Raw genomic sequence first — 19,854 nt, forward strand, 5'->3', positions numbered from 1 at the left:
CCTTCTTCTCAGCCCCTTCCCAGAAGCAGCCGGGCCTCGCCGACCGTGATCACCGATCCGGTCACCAGCACCCCGGCGCCCGCGTACTCGTCGTCCTCCTCGGCCAGCGTGATCGCCGCCTCCAGCGCGTCGTCGAGCCTCGGCTCGACCTGGACCCGCTCGTCGCCGAAGACCTCGACGGCGACGGCGGCCAGCTCGTCCGCGTCCATCGCGCGGTCGGAGGAGTTCTGCGTGACGACGACCTCGGCGAAGATCGGCTCGAAGGCTTCCAGGAGCCCCCGCACGTCCTTGTCGCCGCTGGCCCCGACCACGCCGATCAGCCGGGAGAAGCTGAACGCCTCGGAGATCCCGTCCGCCGCGGCCTTGGCCCCCGCCGGGTTGTGCGCGGCGTCCAGGACGACGGTCGGGCTGGAGCGCACGACCTCCAGGCGGCCCGGCGAGTGCACCGCGGCGAACGCCTTGCGGATCGCGTCGATGTCGAGCGAGCGGGCCTGCTCGGCCCCGATGCCGAAGAACGCCTCGACGGCGGCGAGCGCGACGGCCGCGTTGTGCGCCTGGTGGGCCCCGTACAGCGGGAGGAAGATGTCGGTGTACTCGGTGGCCGCGCCGCCCAGGCCCCGCAGGGTGAGCAACTGCCCGCCGACCGCGACCTCCCGGGAGACGATGCCGAACTCCATGCCCTCGCGGGCCACGGTGGCGTCCACCTCGACGGCCTTCTTCAGCATCACCTGCGCGGCGTCCACCGGCTGCTGCGCCAGGACGACGGTGGCGCCCTGCTTGATGACGCCGGCCTTCTCCCCGGCGATCTCGGCGGGCGTGGTGCCGAGGCGGTCGGTGTGGTCCAGCGAGATCGGGGTGACGACGGCGACGGTGGAGTCGATGACGTTGGTGGCGTCCCAGATGCCGCCCATGCCGACCTCGACGACCGCCACATCGACGGGCGCGTCGGCGAAGGCCGCGTACGCCATGCCCGTCAGCACCTCGAAGAAGGAGAGCCGGTAGGGCTGCTGGGCGTCGACCATCTCGACGTACGGCTTGACGTCCTCGTACGTCTCGATGAACCGCTCGGCCTCGATCGGGGCCCCGTCCAGGCTGATCCGCTCGGTGATCGACTGGACGTGCGGGGAGGTGTAGCGGCCGGTGCGCAGCTCGAACGCGTTGAGCAGGGCCTCGATCATGCGGGCCGTGGAGGTCTTGCCGTTGGTCCCGGTGATGTGGATCGAGGGGTAGGCGCGCTGCGGCTCGCCGAGGACGTCCATCAGGGCGGCGATGCGCGTCACCGATGGCTCGAGCTTGGTCTCGCCCCAGCGTCCGGCGAGCTCCTGCTCCACCGCGCGGAGCGCCCGGTCGGTCTCGGGGTCGGTGGGTCGGGCGGGGACCGCATCGCCCTGGGGGGATCCCGCATAGGTGCGCAGGGTGCGGCTCCCGGCCTCGATCACCGCCAGGTCGGGGTCGCGCTGGGTCTCTTCGCCGACGATCTCCTCGAAGGCGTCGTCGGGCTGGGACGCGTCGTGCCGGTCTGAAGGGCGGGGCTCACTCACGGGGCCAGTCTACGGATGGGCGCCGACATCGCGCGCAGCGCCCGGCGCAGTGCGGAGCGGCGGTACGGGGAAGCCCCCGTACTCCCGGTCGGTCGGGTGTACGGGGGCTTCGCCGCTCGGCTCATCAGCCCTGCGGGAGGGCCGCCAGCTGGGCGGAGATCCGCTCGATGCCGGCCTCGGCCTTGGCGAGCCGGAGGCGGATCTTGTCGACCACGTTGTCCGGGGCCTTGGCGAGGAACGCCTCGTTGCCGAGCTTGCCCTCCGCCTGCGCCTTCTCCTTGCGCGCCGCCTCCAGGTCCTTGGTGAGGCGCTTGCGCTCGGCCGCCACGTCGATCGTGCCGGACAGGTCCAGGGCGACGGTGGCCCCGGCGACCGGGAGCGAGGCGGTGGCGTGGAAGCCGTCGCCGGCCGCTTCCAGGCGCAGCAGCTGGCGGATGGCCGGCTCGTGCGGGGCCAGGGCGGTGCCGGTGAGGGTCAGCTCGGCCGGGACTCGCTGGCCGGGCTTGAGCCCCTGGTCGCCCTTGAAGCGGCGGACCTCGGTGATCACCTGCTGGACCAGCTCGATCTCCTTCTCGGCCGCTTCGTCGCGGAAGCCGGAGTCCTGCGGCCAGTCCGCGATGACGACGGACTCGCCGCCGGTCAGCGTGGTCCACAGGGTCTCCGTGACGAACGGGACGATCGGGTGGAGCAGGCGCAGGGTGACGTCGAGGACCTCGCCGAGGACCCGGCCGGAGACCTTGGCCTGCTCGCCGCCCGCGAAGAACGTCGTCTTCGACAGCTCGACGTACCAGTCGAAGACCTCGTCCCACGCGAAGTGGTAGAGCGCGTCGGAGATCTTGGCGAACTGGAAGTCGTCGTAGTACCGGTCGACGTCCGCGACGGTCTCGTTCAGGCGCGACAGGATCCAGCGGTCGGTGGCCGTCATCTCCGACTGGTCCGGGAGCGGGCCCTCGATCGTCGCGCCGTTCATGAGCGCGAAGCGGGTGGCGTTCCAGATCTTGTTGGCGAAGTTGCGGGACGCCTTGACCCAGTCCTCGCCGATCGGGACGTCCGCGCCGGGGTTCGCGCCGTTGGCCAGGGTGAAGCGGACGGCGTCGGAGCCGTACGCGTCCATCCAGTCCAGCGGGTCGACCGCGTTCGGGTTCGACTTCGACATCTTCTTGCCGAACTCGTCACGGACCAGGCCGGTGAGCGCGACCGTCTTGAACGGCGCCTCGCCGTCCATCGCGTACAGGCCGAACATCATCATCCGCACGACCCAGAAGAAGATGATGTCGTGGCCGGTGACCAGGACGTCCGTGGAGTAGAACTTCTTCAGGTCCGGGGTCTGTTCCGGCCAGCCGAGCGTGGAGAACGGCCACAGGCCCGAGGAGAACCAGGTGTCGAGGACGTCCTCGTCCTGGGTCCAGCCCTCGCCCGTGGGCGCTTCGTCGTCGGGTCCGACGCAGACGACCTCGCCGTTCGGCCCGTACCAGACGGGGATGCGGTGGCCCCACCAGAGCTGGCGCGAGATGCACCAGTCGTTGAGGTTGTCGACCCAGTCGAAGTACCGCTTCTCCATCTCCTTGGGGTGCAGCACGACCCGCTCGTCGCGGACCGCGTCCCCGGCGGCCTTGGCGAGCGTCTCGACCTTGACCCACCACTGGAGGGAGAGCCGCGGCTCGACGGTCGTCTTGCAGCGGGAGCAGTGGCCGACCGAGTGGACGTACGGCCGCTTCTCGGCGACGATCCGGCCCTGCTCGCGCAGCGCGGCGACGATGGCCGAGCGGGCCTCGAAGCGGTCGAGACCCTGGAAGGGGCCGGGCACGGTGATGACACCGCGCTCGTCCATGACCGTCAGGGACTCCAGGTCGTGGCGCCGGCCGATCGCAAAGTCGTTCGGGTCGTGCGCCGGGGTCACCTTCACGGCGCCGGTGCCGAACTCCGGGTCGACATGGGTGTCGGCGACGACCGGGATGGTGCGGTCGGTCAGCGGCAGCTTGATGCGCCGGCCGATGAGGTGGGCGTACCGCTCGTCGTCGGGGTGGACCGCGACGGCGGTGTCCCCGAGCATCGTCTCGACCCGGGTGGTGGCGACGACGAGGGTCTCGTCGCCCTCGCCGTACTTCAGGGAGACGAGCTCGCCGTCGTCCTCCTGGTAGTCCACCTCGATGTCGGAGATGGCGGTGAGGCAGCGCGGGCACCAGTTGATGATGCGCTCGGCGCGGTAGATCAGGCCGTCGTCGTACAGGTCCTTGAAGATCTTCTGGACGGCCCGGGACAGTCCCTCGTCCATCGTGAACCGCTCGCGCGACCAGTCGAGGCCCGCGCCCAGACGGCGCAGCTGGCCGAGGATCCGGCCGCCGTACTCTTCCTTCCACTGCCAGACGCGCTCGGTGAACGCCTCCCGGCCGACGTCCTGGCGGGACTTGCCCTCCTCGCCGAGCTGCTGCTCCACCTTGTTCTGGGTGGCGATCCCGGCGTGGTCCATGCCGGGCAGCCACAGCGTCTCGAAGCCCTGCATCCGCTTGCGGCGGGTGAGGGCGTCCATGAGCGTCACCTGGAAGGCGTGGCCCAGGTGGAGCGCGCCGGTGACGTTGGGCGGCGGGATGACGATGGAGAACGGGGGCTTGTCGCTCTTGGCGTCGGCTTCGAAGTAACCGCGTTCTACCCAGCGCTCATACAGCTTCCCCTCTACGTCGGCCGGCGCGTACTGGGTCGGCAGTTCGGGGGTGCTGGCTGGCTGCTGCTGAGTGTTCTCGGTCACGGGAGACAGTTTAGGGCCGTCACAGTCCCGCACTGAAACGGGATAGTTCAGTAACGGTGTCCGGCCCGATCCCCCATGTCAGGGCGGCTTCCGTCAGGATGTTCGCAACGCATAAGAGTTTCGGAGGGGACACCGCAATGAGCTACAACCAGCCGGGCCCGTACGGCGGGCAGCCGCCGCAGGGCCAGCCCGGACCGTACGGACAGCAGCCCGGGCCGTACGGCGGCCCACCGCAGGGGCCTCCGCAGGGCCAGCCCGGCTACGGCTACCCCCAGCAGGCCCCTCCGGGCGTCCCGCCGCAGCAGCCGGGGCCGTACGGCGCTCCGCCCCAGGGCCAGCCCGGCTACGGCACTCCCCCTCCGGGTCAGCCGGGTTACGGCTACCCGCAGCCCCAGCAGCCGGGGCCGTACGGGCAGCAGCCGCCCACTCCCCCGTACGGCGGCCAGCCGGTGTACGGCGGGCAGCCGCCGCAGCAGCCGAAGAAGAAGACGGGGCTGATCGTGGGAGCCTCCGTGCTGGCGCTGGCGGTCATCGGGGCGGGGGTCTACTTCCTGACGTCGGGCGGCGACAGCGGCAGCGGCGCGGTGGCCGCTTCCACCAAGGGGTACAAGCTGACTCCGGCCGCGTCGGTGGACGACTACAAGCAGGACCCGGCCAAGAAGAAGCCCGAGACCCCGCTGGCCGGCGAGGAGAAGGCCAAGGCCGAGGCCATGGGGGTCAAGAACTCTCACGACGTCAGCGCCGAGTACATGAGCGGTGACATCAAGAAGAACCCCCTCACCACGAAGCTGCTCATGCTCACGGGCACCTGGGGGGAGATCGAGGACCCCGAGAAGGTCATCGACGGCTCCTTCAAGAACGCCGAGAAGGAAGCGGCGATGAGCAAGGACAGCGAAGGGACGCTGGTCGGCAGCCCGAAAGCCGTCAAGCCCGCCGGTTTCGAGGGCGCGCTGATGAAGTGCCAGGACGTGAAGGTCGTCAACGAGAAGGCTGACGGCACTGTCCAGAACGGCCCCAAGGAAATGACCCTGCCGGTCTGCATCTGGGCCGACCACAGCACCCTGGGCGTGGTCTTCGGCCTGGACATCGGCGGGGCGATGACGAACAAGTCGATGACCCAGGACGAGGTGGCCGCACTCGCCGCCAAGCTGTACGACACCTCGCGTACCAAGCTCTGATTCTTCAACGCCGAAGGGGCGCCGACCGGTTGACCGGTCGGCGCCCCTTCGGCGTGCGTGACTGCGCTGCGGTTACGCGGACTTCTCGTGGCGGCCGCCGCCGTCGTTCTTGCCGATCGTGCGCGGCTCGCGCGGGACCAGGGTCGGGTTGACGTGGTTGCGGACGACGTCCGGGGTGATGACGACACGGGCGACGTCCTTGCGGGACGGGACCTCGTACATCACCGACTGGAGGACTTCCTCCATGATGGCCCGCAGGCCGCGTGCGCCGGTCTGGCGCAGGATCGCCTGGTCCGCGATGGCCTCCAGCGCCTCACGCTCGAAGTCCAGCTCCACACCGTCGAGTTCGAACAGCCGCTGGTACTGCTTCACCAATGCGTTGCGCGGCTCGATGAGGATCTGGAGCAGCGCCTCGCGGTCCAGGTTGTGGACCGAGGTCAGCACGGGGAGGCGGCCGATGAACTCGGGGATCATCCCGAACTTCACCAGGTCCTCCGGCATGACCTCCTGGAACTGGTCGCTGGCCTGGATCTCCAGCTTGGAGCGGATCGTGGCGCCGAACCCGATGCCCTTGGCGCCGGCACGGGACTCGATGATCTTCTCCAGGCCGGAGAACGCGCCGCCCACGATGAACAGCACGTTCGTCGTGTCGATCTGGATGAACTCCTGGTGCGGGTGCTTGCGTCCGCCCTGCGGCGGCACGGAAGCCGTGGTGCCCTCCAGGATCTTCAGCAACGCCTGCTGGACGCCCTCGCCGGAGACATCGCGGGTGATCGACGGGTTCTCGCTCTTACGGGCCACCTTGTCGATCTCGTCGATGTAGATGATCCCGGTCTCGGCCTTCTTGACGTCGTAGTCGGCCGCCTGGATCAGCTTCAGCAGGATGTTCTCGACATCCTCGCCGACATACCCCGCCTCCGTCAGCGCGGTGGCGTCCGCGATGGCGAACGGCACGTTGAGCATCCGGGCCAGCGTCTGCGCCAGCAGCGTCTTGCCCGAACCCGTGGGACCCAGCAGCAGGATGTTCGACTTCGCGAGCTCGATCGCGTCCTCACGATTCGCCCCACCGCCGTTCTCCCCGGCCTGAACCCGCTTGTAATGGTTGTACACCGCGACCGAAAGGGCCTTCTTCGCGGGCTCCTGCCCCACGACATACCCCTCGAGGAACTCATAGATCTCACGAGGCTTGGGAAGCTCCTCCCAGCGGACCTCGCTCGTCTCCGCGAGCTCCTCCTCGATGATCTCGTTGCAGAGATCGATGCACTCGTCGCAGATGTACACACCGGGCCCCGCGATGAGCTTCTTCACCTGCTTCTGGCTCTTGCCACAGAACGAGCACTTGAGCAGGTCGCCGCCATCACCGATGCGTGCCACGAGGTGCTTCCCCTTCGCCTGGGAGGCCGCCTGGTTCAGCGGCTCCTGGTGCCTCTATCCGACGGTACCTTGCCTGGGCCCCCGTTCGGGCCCCCCTTGGCACGGTTCACACGGCCGAGACCGTGCAAACGGAATGTGCCAAGGGGAAAGACCGACGTCAGAGCGATGCGCCCGCGGTGGTCTTGCGGGTGGACACGATCTGGTCGACGAGCCCGTACGCCAGGGCGTCCTCGGCCGTCAGGATCTTGTCGCGCTCGATGTCCTCGCTGATCTTCTCCAGCGGGGTGGTCGAGTGCCGGGCCAGCATCTGCTCCAGCTGCGTGCGCATCCGGAGGATCTCGTTGGCCGCGATCTCCAGGTCGGAGAGCTGCTCGCGGCCCGTCTGCGAGGACGGCTGGTGGATGAGGACGCGGGCGTGGGGGAGCGCCATGCGCTTGCCCGGGGTGCCGGCGGCGAGCAGGACGGCGGCGGCGGAGGCCGCCTGGCCCATGCAGACCGTCTGAATGTCCGGCTTCACGAACTGCATCGTGTCGTAGATCGCGGTGAGCGCGGTGAACGAGCCGCCGGGGCTGTTGATGTAGATCGAGATGTCGCGGTCCGGGTCCATCGACTCCAGGCAGAGCAGCTGCGCCATGACGTCGTTGGCCGAGGCGTCGTCGATCTGGACGCCGAGGAAGATCACGCGCTCCTCGAAGAGCTTCGCGTACGGGTCGTACTCACGCACACCCTGCGAGGTGCGCTCCACGAAGCGCGGGACGACGTAGCGGTTGTCCACCTGCGGGCCGGTGTAGAGGCCGCTCGCGGAGGCGCCGGAGAAGTTGTTCATGTGGGTGTTCACCATCCTGGTGGCGTTCTGAGGGCTGGGGGTCTCGGCGTACGAGAGGTGTGCGGGAGGTGCCGCCGGTCCGGTGGGAACCGGATCAGGCACCCGTGCCGCCGCCGCCCGGGATGCCCGAGGCGAACGTGATGATCTCGTCGATGAGGCCGTAGTCCTTGGCCTCCTCCGCCGTGTACCAGCGGTCGCGGTCGCCGTCGCGGATGATCGTCTCGACGGTCTGGCCGGAGTGGCGGGCGGTGATCTCGGCCATGCGCGTCTTGGTGCGGAGCAGGTACTCGGCCTGGATCTTGATGTCCGAAGCCGTGCCGCCGATGCCGGCGGAGCCCTGGTGCATGAGGATGTCGGTGTTCGGGAGCGCGAAGCGCTTGCCCGCGGCGCCGCCGGTGAGCAGGAACTGGCCCATCGAGGCCGCCATGCCCATGCCGATGGTGACCACGTCGTTCGGGATGTACTGGATGGTGTCGTAGACCGCCATGCCGGCCGTCACCGAGCCACCGGGGCTGTTGATGTAGAGGTAGATGTCCTTGTCCGGGTCGGCGGCAAGGAGCAGGAGCTGTGCGGTGATCTTGTTGGCGATGTCATCGTCGACCTGCTGGCCGAGGAAGATGATGCGCTCGCCGAGCAGTCGGCTGTAGACCTGGTCGCCGAGGCCACCACCGAGGGACGGCTCTCCGGCGGCGTAGGGCATCAGATTCGTCACGTATCCACCTGCTCGTCTCTGACGGCTCCGGCCGTCTCAGCGTCTTCGTACCGGGCGGGTGAGGGACTCCCCCACCCTTCCTCTTCATGGACCCTAACGCGCAGGTGGGACAACGCCATCCCGCTTCCGCAACTGTTCGCTGGGAGCGCAAGGTCCAAGGCCCGCCAGGGGCACAGGGGTTCCGGGGGCGCACGGCGGTACGGGACGGGATACGGCGACGGGCCCCGGACGCGTGTGGTGCGTCCGGGGCCCGTCCTCGCCGGTCGGCGTGCGGCCGGCGTGCGGATCAGAGCGGGGCTCAGCCCTCGTTCTTCGCCTCGGCCTTGTCGTCCGCCTTGTCCTCGGCGGCGGCCTCGGCCGCGTCCGTGGTCTCAGCGGCGTCCGTGGTGTCCTCGTCCTCCAGGTCGACGATCTCACCGTTGGTGTCGACGACCTTGGCGGCCTCGACGACGACGGCGAGCGCCTTGCCGCGGGCGACCTCGCCGACGAGCATCGGCACCTGGCCGCCCTCGACGACGGCCTGGGCGAACTGGTCGGGGCTCATGCCGGAGGAGGCCGCGCGCCGCATGAGGTGCTCGGTGAGCTCCTCCTGGTTGACGTTCAGCTTCTCCTTGTTGACGAGCTCGTCAAGGATGAACTGGGTCTTGATGCCCTTGATGGCCTGCTCGGAGGTCTCGTTCTCGAACTCCTCCAGGGTCTTGCCCTGGATCTCGAGGTACTTCTCGAGGTCGAGGCCCATCTGACCGAGCTGGTGGTGCTCCAGGTTGTGCTTGCGGGTCTGGACCTCGTCCGCGAGCAGCTTCTCCGGGATCGGGACCTCGGCGAGCTTCAGCAGCTCCTCCAGGACCCGCTCCTGGGCCTGGGTGGCCTGGTCGTACTGCTTGGTGGTCTCCAGGCGCTTGCGGCTGTCGGCCTTCAGCTCCTCCAGCGTGTCGAACTCGCTGGCCATCTGGGCGAAGTCGTCGTCCAGCTCGGGGAGCTCGCGGGCGGCGACGGCGGTGACCTTGACGGTGACCTCCGCGGCCTTGCCCTCGGCGGAGCCGCCCTTCAGCTCGGAGGTGAAGGTGGTCTCGCCACCGGCCTCCAGGCCGGTCACGGCCTCGTCGATGCCGTCGAGGAGCTCGCCGGAACCGATGGTGTACGAGACACCCGCGGCCACGCCGTCCTCCAGGACCTCGCCGTCGACCTTGGCCTCCAGGTCGATCGTGACGACGTCGCCCTCGGCGGCGGCGCGCTCGACCGGGTTGGTGGAGGCGAAGCGCTCGCGGAGCTGCTCCACGGCCTTGCCGACCTCTTCGTCGGTGACCTCGAGGGCGTCGACGGTGACCTCGATGCCGGAGTAGTCCGGGATCTCGATCTCGGGGCGCACGTCGACCTCGGCGGTGAAGGCCAGCAGTTCGCCGTCCTTCAGCTCGGTGATGTCGACCTCGGGCTGGCCGAGGACGTTCAGCTCACCCTCGTTGACCGCCTCGGTGTAGAACTTCGGAAGGGCGTCGTTGACGGCCTCCTCCAGCACAGCACCGCGGCCGAACCGCTGGTCGATGACCCGGGCGGGGATCTTGCCCTTGCGGAAGCCCTTCACCGTGACCTGCTGGTTGATCTTCTTGTACGCCGCGTCGAGGCTGTCCTTGAGCTCCTCGAAGGGCACCTCGATGCTGAGCCGAACCCGGGTCGGGTTCAGGGTCTCCACGGCGCTCTTCACGGTTCGGTCTCCTTGGTGGCTGACTTCTTGGGGTTCTGCTGGGCCGCCGATCGGCGGCTTCGCGGACCGAGCCCGGTACATCAGACACACGGGCACGCATTTTGCATAGTAACGGCAAAGGGGAGGACTCCCACAATGCGATCTTGCCGGTGGTCGGGGTGGCCGGATTCGAACCGACGACCTTCCGCTCCCAAAGCGGACGCGCTACCAAGCTGCGCCACACCCCGTCGGTGCGACACGTAGGGTACATGCACGGGAGCCGGGCGTTCGCCGCTTTCTCGAGCGGGCCCGACTGCGTCCGGTGTGCGACCCGGCAACGGGTGTGCGGACACCGCCCCCGACCCGCTACGATGCTCTTCGTGCCGCGGTCCACCGGACCTGCGGCGCGGTGCACGCGGGCGTAGCTCAATGGTAGAGCCCTAGTCTTCCAAACTAGCTACGCGGGTTCGATTCCCGTCGCCCGCTCCACGCCTGGGCCCGGTCCGACGTCTTCGTCGGACCGGGCCTCTTGCGTGCGACGCCTCATCGCGTGCGTCCCCGCATACGCCGGGGGACGCGGCCGCCTCAGAAGCTGATCTGGTTGATCGTGTCCGCTATCGAGTTCATGAACCTGTTGATCGACGGCGCCATGCCGGTCGACGCCAGGAAGAAGCCGAAGAGCACGGCGACCAGCGCCGGTCCGGGCTTGATGGAGCCGCTGCGGATCATTACCACCAGGATGACCGCGAACAGCAGCACCATAGACAGTGAAATAGCCACGTCTGATCACACCCTCGGTCGGTCCGCCTTGCCGGCCCGGAAGCGTGCACCGCCGCGCGCCCCGTTCGTCTCCATCGTGCCACCAACTCCCCTTCGGGTGTTGCCGGGTGACGGAGCGAACTGACCGGATCCCGCCATCCTGCCCAGCTCTCGCGGTCCCTACGCCGCACGCCCCGCCACCCGGTCGCGCACAGCACCCCGCGCCTCCGGCACGCAAACACGTGCGGGTGAATATCGATCGCCGCCCCCACCCCGACCGGTCACCTTCCGTCGCTTTTTCGCAGTGATCGTTTCCATATCCCCACAGTTCGTCCACAGATAATCGGGACCGCCCGGCAGCGACGTAATTCACTCGCACAACTGCCGGGAGATATGCCCTATTTAAGGGGGATCAAAGGTGTCATAGCGGACAAGGTCCGGCAGTTTCATCTGTGAATATGCGGGAACACGCGCTATCGCTTCATGGTTTTACGCGACGCAATCGACGGGTCTAAGGTGCCGTAGATGTTCCAAGCTCCGAGCGTATTTCAGAGGGCCCCGCTCCCCCCGGAGACCCGGGAGCCGGAGCCCCCCAGACGTGAGCAGACACTCACGGCCACCGCGCCACGACCCGTCCTGGAAAAGGGCGTTCCCACGGTCGGCGCCCCGGCCCCCTCGGCGGCGAAGAAGCGCGACGCCTACTTCGACAACGTGAAATATCTCGCCATCGTCCTCGTCGCGATGGGGCACGCCTGGCCGTCGGTATGGGAGGGCAGCCAGGCCGCCCGGGGTCTGTACGTGTTCGTGTACACGTTCCACATGCCGGCCTTCATCCTCATCTCCGGCTACTTCTCCCGCTCGTTCGACATGTCCCCGGCCAAGGTGAAGCGGCTGATCACCGGAGTCGCCGTGCCGTACGTGCTGTTCGAGACGGCGTACGCGCTCCACAAGAGGTACGTGGGCGGCTCGCCCGACGAGCCGATCACCCTGCTCGATCCCATCTATCTGACGTGGTTCCTGGCCGCCCTGTTCATCTGGCGGCTCACCACGCCGATCTGGCGCACGCTGCGCCACCCGCTGCCGGTGGCGTTCGCCATCGCCCTGCTGGCCTCCGTCTCCCCGGGCATCAGCAACGACTTGGACCTCCAGCGGGTGTTGCAGTTCCTGCCGTTCTTCGTCATCGGCCTGCTGTTGAAGCCCGAGCACTTCCAACTGGTCCGACGCCGCGAGGTGCGGCTGCTGTCCCTGCCGGTGGTCGCGGCCGCGCTGCTGATCGCGTACTGGATCGCCCCGCGCATGCAGCTCGGCTGGCTCTACCGCGCCAACAGCGTCCAGGAGCTGGACGCCCCCTGGTGGTCGGGGGCGGTGATGGCGCTGGCGCTGTTCTGCTGCGCCCTGGCGCTGATCGTCGCCCTCCTGGCCTGGACCCCCAGCAGGAGGACGTGGTTCACCGTGCTGGGCGCCGGGACCATCTGCGGCTACCTGCTCCACGGCTTCGTGATCAAGAGCGCCGACTACTGGGGCCTGTTCGACCGGTACACCTGGCTCTCCAGTCCCGTCGGCCTGGTCGTCGTCTCGGTCTCGACGGCCGTGATGGTGTCGCTCCTGTGCACTCCGCCGGTGCTCCGGGCCATGAAGTTCGCCACCGAGCCGGACATGAAGTGGGCGTTCCGGCGGGACCCCGCGAAGCGCTGAACCCTCGGCGGCCGGGCCGGCCGCCGAGTCCGGCACCCTGCCTTCACCGATCCACCCGTGGGAGCTACCGCGGGTGGATCGGTGCGTTGCGGGTTGGCCGGAATCTTTCGGTCCGCGGGCGAGGCCCCGTCTCCGCACCGCCCCCGCGCCACCCCAGCGCCGCCTCCGCACCGCCCCGTGCCGCCGCCACGCCACAGCCTCGCCGCCAAGCAGACAAAAGCTGACAATCTGACGGAGCCATAGTTGCAGAGTCAATCGTTCGGTAAACTAATTACTGATGGTTTGTTGACACCCTCTTGACGCCCTCTTGACCTATCCCGAAGGAACAGGCTCATCGGACACGCAGACACCCTCCTCGCCATGGGCGGCGCTTTCCTGGCCGCTGCCGTCCTCGCCCGCCTCGGCGGCCGCATCGGGCTGCCGACGATCCCCCTGTTCATCCTCGCCGGGATCCTCCTCGGCCCCCACACCCCCGGTTACACGCTTCTCTCCAACCCGCACGATCTGGAGATGCTCTCCGCGCTGGGACTCGTCCTCCTGCTCTTCTACCTGGGGCTCGAGTTCCACATGGACGACCTCAAGACGGGCGGCCGGAAGATGGCCATCGCGGGCGGGACCTATCTGGTCCTGAACGTGGGCGCCGGTCTCGGCTTCGGTTTCGCCCTGGGCTGGGGTACGTCGGAGGCGCTGGTCCTCGCCGGTGTGCTCGGCATATCCTCGTCCGCCATCGTCACCAAGATCCTGGTGGACCTGGGGCGCATCGGGAACCCGGAGACCCGGCCGATCCTCGGCATCATCGTCGTCGAGGACGTCTTCCTCGCCCTGTACCTGGCGGCCCTCCAGCCGATCCTGTCCGGTGCGGACAGCCTGTCGGCGATGCTCATCGACGGCGGAAAGGCTTTCGGCTTCCTGCTGCTGCTCGCCCTGGCCGCCCGCTTCGGGACGAAGCTCATCGGCAAGCTGATGAACACCAAGGACGACGAGCTCCTGGTGATCTCCTTCCTCGGCGCCGCGGTCTTCGTCGCGGGGGTCTCCGAGATGTTCGGCGTCGCCGACGCGATCGGCGCCTTCATGGTCGGTCTGATGCTCGGCTCGACCACGTCCGGCGAGCGCATCCTCAAGCTGGTCCACCCGCTGCGGGACGCGTTCGGTGCGATCTTCTTCTTCGCCTTCGGTCTCTCCATCGACCCGGGCGACCTCCCGAGCGTCTTCTGGCCGGTGCTGGCGGCCGTCATCCTGACGCTCGCCATGAACGTGGCCGCGGGGCTCGCCGCCGCCCGGGTGTACGACTTCGGCTCGCAGGCCACGGCCAACATCGCCACCACCCTGGTGGCCCGGGGCGAGTTCGCGCTCATCCTGGCCACGATGGCGGCGGCCGCCGGACTGGACAAGCGGCTCTCGCCGTTCATCGCCGGCTATGTGCTGCTGCTCGCCGTCCTCGCGCCGCTGGCGGCCGGACGCTCGCACTGGCTGGCCCGCATCCTGCCCGGCAAGCGCGACAAGGACAGCGACGACAAGGATCAGGAACAGATCCCGGTGTCGGTCTGAACGGAAGCGGAGAGGCGTCCCGGCACCCCGCCCCCGGTGACGATCACTTCCGGACGTGAATCACGTTCGAGTGATGGACGTCTCTCCGTTGACGAACGGCCCTGTGGCCACGGATCTCAGGGCCGTCGCGAGAGCAGCAGAAGGGCCCGGTCGTCGTTGACGTCCTTGGCGCACGCCTCGATCAGATGCCAGGCCGCGCCCTCGAAGCCGGTGGGGACATAGCGGTCGGCCTCGCCCGTCAGCCGGTCGATGCCCTCGGAGATGTCCCGGTCGGACGCCTCCACCAGGCCGTCCGTGAAGAGCATCAGCACGTCCCCCGGCGCGAGCGAGCCCTTGACCGCGTCGAACTCGGCCCCGTCGTAGACGCCGAGCAGCGGACCCTCGCCCGACTTCTCCTCCCACTGCCCGCTGCCCGCGTGCAGTTGCAGGGCCGGCGGATGACCGGCCGAGAAGATCTCGTAGTCGCCGGACTCCAGGTCCAGCACCAGGTGGATCGAGGTCGCGAACCCCTCGTCCCAGTCCTGCCGCAGCAGATAGCCGTTGGCGGCGGGGAGGAAGCCGTGCGGCGGCAGCGACCCGAGCAGCCCGCCGAACGCCCCGGACAGCAGCAGGGCCCGGGAGCCCGCGTCCATGCCCTTGCCGGAGACGTCGGTGAGGACGACCTCCAGGGTGCGGCCGCCGTGGGTGCGGGCCGCGACGACGAAGTCCCCGGAGAAGGACTGGCCGCCGGCCGGGCGCAGGGCCATCTCACGGTGCCAGCCCCGGGGCAGCCGGGGCAGGGCGCTCTGGACCCGGATGCGTTCGCGCAGGTCGAAGAGCATGGTGCCGCCGCGCCGCCAGGGCACGCCGACCCGGGCGCGGAACTGGGCGAGGATCAGCCCGAAGAACCCGCAGGCGGCGACCACGAGCACGGTGCCGGGAGTGACCCGGGCCGGGCCGTCCGCGTACGGGCCCAGTGTGAGCGCCTCCACCATCAGGGCGGCGGCGGAAGCGGCGTACAGACCGAGCAGGCTGGCGGGGCGCAGCAGGAGGCCGCCCGCGATGATGGGCAGGGCGAGGGCGGCCGGGTCGACCCACACCGGGCTGGTGAGGGTGGCGAAGGTGATGGCCGGGATGGTCAGCAGCAGACCGGCCAGGGCTATCCAGTCGGAGCCGTCGCCCCGGAAGTAGTCCACCCCGGATCTGCGCAGCCCGATGCGGGCCCGGTGCATCGATCTGCTCCACCGGGCCCAGAAGTCGTTCACTCCTCCGCGACGGGCCATTGCCGGGACCCTATCCACCCGGACGCCTCCGGTGCAGGGGTACCCCGGTGGCAATGAGCGCGAAATCGAGTCGTCCGCTTCCGCGCGCGCTGGTAGGGATGGGCTATGACTTCAGAACTCCGTGTGCTGCGATCCGACGACTGGGATGTCTGGCTGTCCTGTCTGGAGCGGGCGTTCGGGGGTGTGCCGAACGCCCCGGAGTCCCGTGCGCTGTGGCGGGAGCTGGTCGCGTACGACCGGTCCATCGGGCTGTGGGACGGGCAGGCGTGCGTCGGTACGGCGGGGGCGTACGCGTTCCGGCTGACCGTGCCGGGCGGAGCGGCCGTGCCCGCGGCGGGGGTGACGATGGTGAGCGTCGCCGGTACGCACCGGCGGCGCGGGCTGCTGCGGACGCTGATGCGGCGGCAGTTGGACGACGTACGTTCGTGGGGCGAGCCGCTGGCCGTGCTGACCGCGTCGGAACCGGCCATCTACGGGCGCTTCGGCTACGGGGCGGCGACCCGCGCGCTGAACCTGAGCGTCGACACCGCCCGCGTGCGGCTCGCGGCGCCGCCCGGCACGGACGACGTGCGGGTGCGCTACACGGATCCGGTGGCGGCCCTGCCCGCCTGCGAGGAGGTGTACGGGCGGCTCGCCGCGGAGCGTCCGGGCACGCCGGTGCGGCAGCCGAAGTGGGAGCTGACCTCGGTGCTGGACACGGCGCAGGACCGGGCGGGCGCGTCCCCGTTGCAGTGCGTGCTGGCGGAGCGGGACGGGGAGGTGCTGGGGTACGCCACGTTCCGGGTGCGGCCCGACTGGGACCGGGCGGGGCCGAAGGGGACGGTTTCGCTGCGGAATCTGGGGGCGCTGGACGCGGCCTCGTACGCGGCGCTGTGGCGGTTCCTGTTCGGCATCGACCTGACGTCGACGCTGGAGGCCGGCGGGCGGCCGGTGGACGAGCCGCTGACGCATCTGGTCTCGGACGTGCGGCGGTGCGAGGCGCGGGTGGAAGACTCGCTCTACGTACGGCTGGTGGAGGTGGGGGCGGCGCTGGAGGCGCGCGCGTACCGCACGCCGGTGGACGTGGTGCTGGAGGTGGCGGACGACTTCTGCCCGTGGAACGCGGGGCGCTGGCACCTGGTGGCGGACGCGAAGGGCGGTGCGTCGTGCCGGCGCGCGCCGGATCGCGCGCCGGATCTGGAGCTGTCGGTGGCGGAGCTGGGCGCCGGCTATCTGGGCGGGGTGTCGTTCACCTCGCTCGCGGCGGCGGGGCGGGTGCGGGAGGTGCGCCCGGGGGCGGTGGAGGAGGTCTCCTCGGCGTTCTCGTGGCACGTGGAGCCGTGGTTGCCGCACGGGTTCTGAGGAGCCCGCGGGTGCGGGGTCAGGCTCCCGGAAGGCGCGGGTCCTGGCAGCGCGGGCACCAGAAGAGGTTGCGGGCGGCGAGATCCGCCGTCCGGATCTCGGTCGCGCAGATGTGGCAGGGCAGGTTGGCCCGGCGGTAGACGTAGACCTCGCCGCCGTGGTCGTCCTTGCGGGGCGGGCGGCCCATCGCCTCGGGCAGGTGCTCGGGGCGGACGGTGTCGATCCGGTTGTTCCGCACGCCCTCGTGCATCAGCTCGACCAGATCCGCCCAGATCGCGTCCCACTCGGCGCGGGTGAGGTCCTTGCCGGCGCGGTACGGGTCGATGCCGTGGCGGAAGAGGACCTCGGCCCGGTAGACGTTGCCGACGCCCGCGATGACCTTCTGGTCCATCAGGAGGGCGGCGATCGTGGTCCGGCTGCGGGAGATCCGCTGCCGGGCGCGCTCGCCGTCCTCGTCGCCGCGCAGCGGGTCCGGGCCCAGCCGCTCGTGTATCGCGCGCTTCTCGGGCTCGGTGATCAGGGCGCAGGTGGTGGGGCCGCGCAGATCGGCGTGGTGGGCCGCGTTGGCCAGGCGCAGGCGGACGGTGTCGGTGGGCGGCGGGGCGGGTGCGGCGCCGAAGCCGAGCTTGCCGAAGAGGCCGAGGTGGATGTGGACCCAGCCGGTGTCGCCGAAGCCGAGGAAGAGGTGCTTGCCGTGGGCGTCGGTCGCGGTGAGGGTGCGCCCGTCGAGCAGGGCCGCGCTGTCGGAGAACTTGCCCTGCGGGCTGCTCACCCGGACCGGGGCCCCGACGAACCGCTCGGCGTGGTCCTGGGCGAGACGGTGGATCGTGTGTCCCTCGGGCACGGCGGGCTGCTCCCTGTTCCCTGTGGCATGGCGGGCGGTGGTACGGAGGGTGGTGCGGCGGAGGTGGTACGGGGGTGGTGCGGGGTGGTCGTACGGGCGGTGGCATGGCCGTGCCGCCGGGTCCGGGACCCGGCGGCACAAGGGGCTCGGGGCTGGGTCAGCCCTGCTGCGGGTGGTGGGCCGGGATCGGGGGGAGCTCGCCGGTGGTCTCGTACGCCGAGAGCATCTCGATGCGGCGCGTGTGGCGCTCCTCGTTCGAGTACGGCGTGGAGAGGAAGATCTCGACGAACTTCGTGGACTCCTCCACCGTGTGCATCCGGCCGCCGATCGCGACGACGTTGGCGTTGTTGTGCTCACGGCCGAGGGCGGCGGTCTGCTCGCTCCAGGCCAGTGCGGCACGGACGCCCTTGACCTTGTTGGCGGCGATCTGCTCGCCGTTGCCGGAGCCGCCGATCACGATGCCGAGGCTGTCCGGGTCCGCGGCCGTCTTCTCGGCGGCGCGCAGGCAGAACGGCGGATAGTCGTCCTGGGCGTCGTAGATGTGGGGGCCGCAGTCGACGGCCTCGTGGCCGTGGGCGCCGAGCCACTCGACGAGGTGGTTCTTGAGTTCGTAACCGGCATGGTCGGATCCGAGGTACACGCGCATGGTGCGAAGTGTGGCACGAACTTCGCGGGGTAGCGGTCAGCGGGGTCGGAGCCCGTCTCCTCGTGGGCCGGGCCTGCCCGGCTCGTCCGGTGTGGCCGACATCACTTGGGTAATGATCAGGCAAATGTTACGGAGTTAGGGGTTCCGTTTCTTCCTTCCCGCGAGCTTGAATGCGTGGCCTTGTCTTCCGCACCACCCCACGTGGAGCAGGGCACACCCTCATGCACGGAAACGTTAGGACTTCCCCCCATGACGTCGCAGACGACGCTGGCGAGCCCGGGTCACGAGCCCGGTGAGCCGGATCGGCCCGACTCCTCCGGCGGGCTTCAGGCAGGACTGAAGAACCGCCACCTCTCGATGATCGCGATCGGCGGTGTGATCGGCGCGGGCCTCTTCGTGGGCTCCAGCGCGGGCATCGCCGCGGCGGGCCCGGCGATTCTGCTGTCGTACGCGATGGTCGGCCTGATGGTCGTCCTCGTGATGCGGATGCTCGGCGAGATGGCCGCCGCCCGGCCGAGTTCGGGCTCCTTCTCCGCCTACGCCGACCAGGCGCTGGGCCGTTGGGCCGGGTTCTCCATCGGCTGGCTCTACTGGTTCTTCTGGGTCGTCGTGCTCGCCGTCGAGGCGACCGCGGGCGCCAAGATCCTGGAGGGCTGGATCCCGGGCGTCCCGCAGTGGGCGTGGGCGCTGATCGTGATGGTCGTGCTGACCGCCACGAACCTGGTGTCGGTGGGCAGTTACGGCGAGTTCGAGTTCTGGTTCGCCGGGATCAAGGTCGTGGCGATCGCCGCGTTCGTGGTCGTCGGCCTGCTCGCCGTCTTCGGGTTCCTGCCCGGTTCGGACAACCCCGGCTCGGGGCTCGCGCACCTCACGGACTCCGGCGGATTCTTCCCCGAAGGGCCGGGGGCCATCCTCACCGGTGTGCTGATGGTGGTCTTCTCGTTCATGGGCAGCGAGATCGTGACCCTGGCGGCCGGGGAGTCGGCGGACCCGCAGCGGGCCGTGTCGAAGGCGACCAACAGCGTGATCTGGCGTATCGCCGTCTTCTACCTCGGCTCGATCTTCGTCGTGCTGACGCTGCTGCCGTGGAACGACCCGTCGATCCTGGAGAAGGGCAGCTATGTGGCCGCCCTCGACTCGATCGGCATCCCGCACGCCGGCCAGGTCATGGACTTCATCGTGCTGACGGCCGTGCTGTCCTGTCTCAACTCGGGCCTCTACACCGCCTCCCGGATGGCGTTCTCGCTCGGTGAGCGGGGCGACGCGCCGAAGTCCTTCGCCAAGGTCAACAAGCGGGGCGTGCCGCAGGCGGCGATCCTGTCCTCGGTCGTCTTCGGCTTCGTGGCGGTGTTCTTCAACTACCAGTGGCCCGACACGGTGTTCCAGTTCCTGCTGAACTCCTCGGGCGCGGTGGCCCTGTTCGTCTGGCTGGTCATCTGCTTCACCCAGCTGCGGATGCGCGGGATCATCCTGCGCGAGACCCCCGGCAAGCTGGTCGTACGGATGTGGCTCTTCCCGTATCTGACCTGGGCGACGATCGCGATGATCTCCTTCGTCCTGGTCTACATGCTGACCGACGACGCCGCCCGCGAGCAGGTCGTGCTGTCGCTGCTGGTCGCGGCGCTGGTGGTGGGGATCTCGCTGTTCCGGGAGGCGCGCAGCCGCAAGGCCGTGGCCAAGTGATCCGGCCCTGATCCGTAC

Annotated in this window: 15 protein-coding genes and 2 tRNA genes; 6 read left to right on the forward strand and 11 right to left on the reverse strand. The window is 69.3% G+C overall.

Annotated elements, in window-relative coordinates:
- Positions 1–8: 8 nt before the first annotated feature.
- Both folC and ACLJPL_RS02890 read right to left on the reverse strand, forming a co-directional pair.
- Positions 9–1,541 carry a bifunctional tetrahydrofolate synthase/dihydrofolate synthase gene (folC, locus tag ACLJPL_RS02885; protein WP_411079038.1) on the reverse strand — a complete coding sequence of 511 codons (1,533 nt, stop codon included), beginning with the start codon at positions 1,539–1,541 and terminating at the stop codon, positions 9–11.
- Between the two features lie 124 nt (positions 1,542–1,665).
- Entirely contained in the window at positions 1,666–4,287 is a 2,622-nt protein-coding gene (locus tag ACLJPL_RS02890; protein WP_411079039.1) for a valine--tRNA ligase, read from the reverse strand.
- A gap of 137 nt (positions 4,288–4,424) precedes the next feature.
- Here ACLJPL_RS02890 and ACLJPL_RS02895 point away from each other — a divergent pair, with 137 nt between their 5' ends.
- Positions 4,425–5,465 carry a hypothetical protein gene (locus tag ACLJPL_RS02895; protein ID WP_411079040.1) on the forward strand — a complete coding sequence of 347 codons (1,041 nt, stop codon included), beginning with the start codon at positions 4,425–4,427 and terminating at the stop codon, positions 5,463–5,465.
- A 72-nt stretch (positions 5,466–5,537) separates the two neighbouring features.
- Here the strand turns inward: ACLJPL_RS02895 and clpX are convergent, their stop codons facing one another.
- The 5 genes from clpX to ACLJPL_RS02920 form a co-directional block, all read right to left on the reverse strand.
- The gene (clpX, locus tag ACLJPL_RS02900) at positions 5,538–6,839 is read right to left on the reverse strand and encodes an ATP-dependent Clp protease ATP-binding subunit ClpX (protein ID WP_411079041.1); all 1,302 of its coding nucleotides are present in this window, start codon (positions 6,837–6,839) and stop codon (positions 5,538–5,540) included.
- A gap of 157 nt (positions 6,840–6,996) precedes the next feature.
- Entirely contained in the window at positions 6,997–7,680 is a 684-nt protein-coding gene (locus ACLJPL_RS02905) for an ATP-dependent Clp protease proteolytic subunit (protein ID WP_007448931.1), read from the reverse strand.
- A gap of 79 nt (positions 7,681–7,759) precedes the next feature.
- A complete protein-coding gene (locus tag ACLJPL_RS02910) occupies positions 7,760–8,365 on the reverse strand; it encodes an ATP-dependent Clp protease proteolytic subunit (RefSeq protein ID WP_411079448.1) in 606 nt (201 codons plus the stop codon).
- A gap of 310 nt (positions 8,366–8,675) precedes the next feature.
- Positions 8,676–10,079 carry a trigger factor gene (tig, locus tag ACLJPL_RS02915; protein WP_411079042.1) on the reverse strand — a complete coding sequence of 468 codons (1,404 nt, stop codon included), beginning with the start codon at positions 10,077–10,079 and terminating at the stop codon, positions 8,676–8,678.
- 150 nt (positions 10,080–10,229) lie between these two features.
- A tRNA-Pro gene (locus ACLJPL_RS02920) sits at positions 10,230–10,306 on the reverse strand.
- Positions 10,307–10,473: 167 nt separating this feature from the next.
- On the opposite strand from ACLJPL_RS02920, the gene ACLJPL_RS02925 reads away from it, so the two are divergent.
- Positions 10,474–10,547 (forward strand) — tRNA-Gly (locus ACLJPL_RS02925).
- Between the two features lie 96 nt (positions 10,548–10,643).
- Here ACLJPL_RS02925 and ACLJPL_RS02930 read toward each other — a convergent pair.
- Positions 10,644–10,838, reverse strand: coding sequence for a hypothetical protein (locus ACLJPL_RS02930; protein ID WP_012380975.1), 195 nt, complete (start codon positions 10,836–10,838; stop codon positions 10,644–10,646).
- A gap of 504 nt (positions 10,839–11,342) precedes the next feature.
- On the opposite strand from ACLJPL_RS02930, the gene ACLJPL_RS02935 reads away from it, so the two are divergent.
- Entirely contained in the window at positions 11,343–12,512 is a 1,170-nt protein-coding gene (locus ACLJPL_RS02935; protein WP_411079043.1) for an acyltransferase family protein, read from the forward strand.
- 360 nt (positions 12,513–12,872) lie between these two features.
- On the forward strand, positions 12,873–14,060 hold the full coding sequence (locus ACLJPL_RS02940; protein ID WP_411079044.1) for a cation:proton antiporter: 1,188 nt from the start codon (positions 12,873–12,875) through the stop codon (positions 14,058–14,060).
- Positions 14,061–14,176: 116 nt separating this feature from the next.
- Here ACLJPL_RS02940 and ACLJPL_RS02945 read toward each other — a convergent pair whose 3' ends face one another.
- Positions 14,177–15,322 carry a PP2C family protein-serine/threonine phosphatase gene (locus ACLJPL_RS02945; protein ID WP_411079045.1) on the reverse strand — a complete coding sequence of 382 codons (1,146 nt, stop codon included), beginning with the start codon at positions 15,320–15,322 and terminating at the stop codon, positions 14,177–14,179.
- Positions 15,323–15,427: 105 nt separating this feature from the next.
- Here ACLJPL_RS02945 and ACLJPL_RS02950 point away from each other — a divergent pair, with 105 nt between their 5' ends.
- Positions 15,428–16,663 (forward strand): GNAT family N-acetyltransferase, encoded by a 1,236-nt coding sequence (locus ACLJPL_RS02950; protein ID WP_411079046.1) that lies wholly within the window; start codon positions 15,428–15,430, stop codon positions 16,661–16,663.
- A gap of 19 nt (positions 16,664–16,682) precedes the next feature.
- Here ACLJPL_RS02950 and ACLJPL_RS02955 read toward each other — a convergent pair whose 3' ends face one another.
- Positions 16,683–17,507, reverse strand: coding sequence for an Fpg/Nei family DNA glycosylase (locus ACLJPL_RS02955; RefSeq protein WP_411079047.1), 825 nt, complete (start codon positions 17,505–17,507; stop codon positions 16,683–16,685).
- Positions 17,508–17,664: 157 nt separating this feature from the next.
- The gene (locus ACLJPL_RS02960; RefSeq protein WP_151513567.1) at positions 17,665–18,153 is read right to left on the reverse strand and encodes a ribose-5-phosphate isomerase; all 489 of its coding nucleotides are present in this window, start codon (positions 18,151–18,153) and stop codon (positions 17,665–17,667) included.
- 249 nt (positions 18,154–18,402) lie between these two features.
- Here ACLJPL_RS02960 and ACLJPL_RS02965 point away from each other — a divergent pair, with 249 nt between their 5' ends.
- The gene (locus ACLJPL_RS02965; RefSeq protein ID WP_411079048.1) at positions 18,403–19,836 is read left to right on the forward strand and encodes an amino acid permease; all 1,434 of its coding nucleotides are present in this window, start codon (positions 18,403–18,405) and stop codon (positions 19,834–19,836) included.
- Positions 19,837–19,854: the final 18 nt, after the last annotated feature.

The sequence above is a fragment of the Streptomyces sp. cmx-18-6 genome, assembly GCF_046548915.1.
GTDB lineage: Bacteria > Actinomycetota > Actinomycetes > Streptomycetales > Streptomycetaceae > Streptomyces.